Here is a 4,423-nt window from a genome sequence, read left to right on the forward strand (position 1 = left end):
AAAAAGTTTAACAAAGCATGAAAATGAGGATGCTTAGGGGATAAGCGCGAGCTCCGAATATGTTTGCGACAAGCCCAGTCTGAGCCTCTCAGCTGGACAATGCAGGGCCGCTTTATCGAAATCACGAAATCCCTGAATCCACTTGGCAAGTTTCGCTTTGTTGAGCCCTAGGCTACCGGTTTCAGCGATATGCCCAACAGCATTGTGCGCGGAATGGAAGGCGACCGTGCATTTCCCTACGTCGCCGTTGGAGCGGATGACAAACGAGTTTGGCCTTGCGGCATAGCAGACCTTAATGTCGCCTTCGCGAGCCTCAAGCTTGTTAAGGTTGAGATTATAGTCTGCTAGAATCTCTTGGCGCACACGTCTACCGGCATCACCGTCGGGCAAGATAGACTTTTCCAAGTTCGGACCGCCCAAGTTCGCAACGACCTTTGTAAAAAGTCTTACACGAGGGTCCGCAAGAACTTCGTTCTTAATACGTCGATAGAATGCGAAGATTTCTTCGGCGTTCTCATTAGTGATATGGAGGCGCAAGGTCACTTGAAATGTCGCATCCGAAGCAAGGATGTCGGACAAGTTCTGCATGATGGTTTTGTATGTGCCGCGGCCATTAGCTAAAGGCCTCGAAATATCGTGATGCTTTTCGTCACCATCTAAGCTGATTTGGAACTGAGTTATCCCTGCCGCCAACATTTCAGCGTGCGTCGCGGCAGTCAGCAGGAAGCCATTCGTCGTCATACTGCTTTGGTATTCAATCCCCTTCTCAAAGGAGCAATGCTGCGCAAAATGCGAAACATCAAGGACAATATCCTTGGCGAGAAGGGGTTCACCACCAAACCATGATATATGAAGCCGTCTTAGATCGGATGAACGCTCATGGATCAGCGCCTTGATACCGGCAACGACCACCGGTGACATCCGGCCCATCGCAAAATCCTCATAGCAATATTTGCAGCGGAAATTGCACTTTTCAGTTGGGAGTAGAATTAACTCCAGGGAATTTGGATTGATTGAAGCCAGCAGGCGGTTCCGTTGTTCGGGCGAAATTTCAGACATGTTAAAACTCCTTACAACCAGATTTTGAGTTACTGTGTTAAAGCTCCAGCGGCGATCATCGGTTCGAAGATCCACTGCCAAATTTTGCGAGACTCAAGAACAAGATTGGCTTGAAGCTTTGCTCCCGCGACAAGCGGCTCCTCATGTCCAAAGGCGGTGATGGTCGATTTAAATGGCCTTGCGACAACGAGGTACACCGGTTCGGTCTCTGCCACCAAGAAAGGTAGTTCTGCGGCTGGAACTGACGTTCTGCTCACAGATGAAACAACTGCCGCCTGCAATCCGAATTTTTCATAAGGATAGGCGTCGTATTCGAGCAGGACGGTTTGACCCCGCTTCAAGAATCCAGCTGCGCTGGAGGGGACGTACAGATCCGCTTCAAGCTTCGAAGCGTCCGGGATAATTGTTAAAGCCGGCGTGGAAGCGTCGACTGGTGCCCCGGTCTGAACTCGCAGCTGTGTGACGTTGCCGTCTTGAGAGGCTCGCAATACAATTGTACGTTGATCGTCATTTTGAATAATCATCTGATCGAGTTCACTTAACGACTGCTCTACAGCCGCTCGATCATTGGCTTGTTTGGCCGACAAGGCATCTTGCTGCACCTTCAATTGAACAAGATTTCCTTGCAGGGTGGAAAGAGCTACCTCTAGCGCAGCCACTTTCGCATTCGCCTCGGCTAGATCTTCTTCAGATTGGTCGCGGACCGTAGCTGTGTTCAAGCTACGCTCTTGAAGGCTTTCATTGCGATGAAACAGGCGCTCTGCCACGCCGATGTAGTTTCGCTCAGCATCAATCTGAGTATTCAACCCGCGTATCTGGTCGCCGATCGATACCATGTTGGCTTCAAGCGTTCGGCGGTCACCATCCTGGACCGTGCTTAGCCTCGAAAGCTGTTCCACTAATGTTTTACGGCGCTTCTGAAGGTTGTTCGCGATCAAATCCGCCGTTCTGCCTTCCACGGAATTCTCGCTCACGTCTATCGACATAAGGGCATCGCCCGATCGGACATGTTGCCCCTCACTCACCATCAATTCAAGCACATGCCCAGGGCGCGGTGCCACAACCTTGATCACGCCCTTATCAGGGACGAGAAAGCCTGTAACTTGCGCTTTGCGCGCATAGCTGCCGCAACAAAGCACCGCCACGAGTGAAATGACCAGCCCCGTCAGAATTACTCCGAAGGCCCGCTCCCAAGCCGTCGTCACCGCTATGGGTACGCCGATATCCCTGCTGGTTACAGAGGACGGTAGATGCCGAAAAAGAGAGACCGAGACATTCATCGAGCCGCCTCCGAAACTTTTTGGGCAACGATTTTCTCCACCCAGCTTCGGAATACCGGTTCGCCCCGGTCGAGACCCTCATAAATGATGTCTGGTACATAACTCTCGCCTGGTCTGCGCTGGCGATCTCGATAGACCTTCATCGGGATTGTCAGGGTCCCAAGTTGTGACGGCAAATTGACGGTTCGGGTATCCATATACTGCGTGTCTGCCGATGTAGGCAGCCCGAGATAGGTAATCCCATCAAACTGCTTCAAAAGATCCAAGAAGTCGAGGCAAGCACTGAAGCAAGCACCGTCAGTGACAACAAAAATTGGCGCTTGAATGGGAACTGGTGGAATGAATACTGGCCGCTTGTCGTCTGATCCGTTCTTTTGTTGACGCCAGTAAGGTAAAGTTGCCGGATCTTCGGAGAAAGTGGGCTGCGGCACATACTCCCGGAAGAATGGGCTGCCATTCTCAACCGAGTTACTCAGACCGAGGATGATCGACTTTGTCCAACCTTCATCTGAGTGATGGCGCGGATTGCCCGGTTCAAGCCAGGTTCGAACATAATTGAGGTTGTCTTGGGACGCCCGCCAATCCACTGAGATCGCACTTCCTTGCAGCGACGCCTGGTGCAAAAGTGTGTCTTTATCAAAAAGAAGGTAAGTCAGTATTTCGCCGAAGAAACTACTACCGCCACTATTCCCTCGCAGGTCGATAACGAGCCCATTGGAGGCCGCAATATCTGCTTGTTCCTGGTTGAGAGCAACGAATAGCCGCTCCAGCGCACTCCGGTTCGATGGATCAGAGGAAAAGGACGATAGCGTCATCCAGTAAATACCGCTCTCTGCTTTCACTATCGAGAGCGGGCGCTTGGTATTTCCTCCGGCTTCGTCAAACTCCTTAAGAGCATCCGAAGAAACATCACGCCACTTCAGCTTGAAATCGAAGTTCCGCCCTTGAAAATCAAACCGGCAAGTCTGGAGCGAAGGCTCAACGAGGTTGCTATCGGCAACCAGGAAAAGATAGCGCACAGCTGCATCGAACGAGGCGCTTATTGCAGGATCTGCACGGAACCGAAACACTCGATCTGCTAAAAGCGCCTTTACTGCGATACCGTCGCAGCTGATAAGCTCTGAGCCGATTGGAGGGCTATTGGTGCTGCTCTCAACAACGAGAACTTTGCCCTCACGTCCGGCCACTACAAAGCCAGGCCATTTCCTACCCACCTCCGGACTGGTGAAATCAACGGTGACATGGGGATCACGAAAGCCCGCCACATATTGTTTTAGGATAAGAAAATAGTCTTCAAGCCCTCTCACTTTGGAAAGATCATCTTCAGCCTCGATAAAGCCGTTGTTAAGCCAGTCAAGGAAAGCGGGGTTATCCGGATCCACTGGCCCGGGATGGTTCTTTTCGATTTGCAATCTTATAGCCCGGAGATCGGATTGGGCAAGATCTTGCCAGGGGTTTGCTCTTGCAACGTGAGGCATGAAACACAGACCCGCTAACAGTAAAATCAGGCGTTTAGACAATCTCGGCATGAAGAACAGCCCCCTACCTCGTACAAGGCTTGTCGACACAGCCCGGCTCAAGATGATATTGCCTCAAGAACGGGCTGCACCAAATCTTCGAGAGCCCGTGCCGTGAGGCTCCACTAGTGAAATTGGACTATTGATTACGAGCGAACGCTCTAATCAATCAGTCACCACCATCACCACCATCATCATCACCACCACCATCGCCATCGTTGCCGTCATGATTTCCGTCGTTGTTGCCGTCATCGTTGCCGTTGTTGTTGCCATTGCCACTGCCGTTATGGCCATCATTTGCGCCATTGCCGGAGCCGTTGTTGGAATTGTTCGCGCCGTTGTCACTTCCGCAACCACAGTTACCATTGCTGTCAAACCAACCACCTGACACGCTCTTCAGAATTTCAGGATCTGTCACGACGTAGCGGCCATATTCGTCAATCGCGCTTGCTTCCAAGATTCTAGTGAGATCATTGGGAGCGTCTTCCTCGGGTAATCTCCCCGTTTTTAGCGGGGCTCTGCAGTAGAATTCACGCAGCCATTTTCAGTTTCTGTGCGGGCGTTATG

At 51.5% G+C, this 4,423-nt stretch carries 4 protein-coding genes; all 4 read right to left on the bottom strand.

The window, feature by feature from the left end; all coding sequences use genetic code 11:
* Positions 1-33: 33 nt before the first annotated feature.
* Positions 34-1,059, bottom strand: a complete 1,026-nt coding sequence (locus tag MUU53_RS22955) for a radical SAM protein (protein ID WP_247262914.1) — start codon at positions 1,057-1,059, stop codon at positions 34-36.
* Between the two features lie 29 nt (positions 1,060-1,088).
* A complete protein-coding gene (locus MUU53_RS22960) occupies positions 1,089-2,339 on the bottom strand; it encodes an HlyD family secretion protein (protein ID WP_247262915.1) in 1,251 nt (416 codons plus the stop codon).
* The gene (locus tag MUU53_RS22965; protein WP_247262916.1) at positions 2,336-3,868 is read right to left on the bottom strand and encodes a S41 family peptidase; all 1,533 of its coding nucleotides are present in this window, start codon (positions 3,866-3,868) and stop codon (positions 2,336-2,338) included. The genes MUU53_RS22960 and MUU53_RS22965 overlap by 4 nt, the downstream gene beginning before the upstream one ends.
* Positions 3,869-4,025: 157 nt before the next feature.
* Positions 4,026-4,313: a hypothetical protein gene (locus tag MUU53_RS22970; protein ID WP_247262917.1), complete on the bottom strand. Its 288-nt coding sequence runs from the start codon at positions 4,311-4,313 to the stop codon at positions 4,026-4,028.
* Positions 4,314-4,423 lie beyond the last annotated feature (110 nt).

Origin of the sequence: Affinirhizobium lemnae (genome assembly GCF_022968395.1) — a bacterium.
Classification (GTDB): Bacteria; Pseudomonadota; Alphaproteobacteria; order Rhizobiales; family Rhizobiaceae; genus Neorhizobium; species Neorhizobium lemnae.

What these genes read in the sequence shown, in the direction of transcription:
- MUU53_RS22960 (WP_247262915.1), bottom strand. Translation starts at nt 2,339, where the DNA reads ATGAATGTCTCGGTCTCTCTTTTTCGGCATCTACCGTCCTCTGTAACC.
- MUU53_RS22955 (WP_247262914.1), bottom strand. Translation starts at nt 1,059, where the DNA reads ATGTCTGAAATTTCGCCCGAACAACGGAACCGCCTGCTGGCTTCAATC.
- MUU53_RS22965 (WP_247262916.1), bottom strand. Translation starts at nt 3,868, where the DNA reads ATGCCGAGATTGTCTAAACGCCTGATTTTACTGTTAGCGGGTCTGTGT.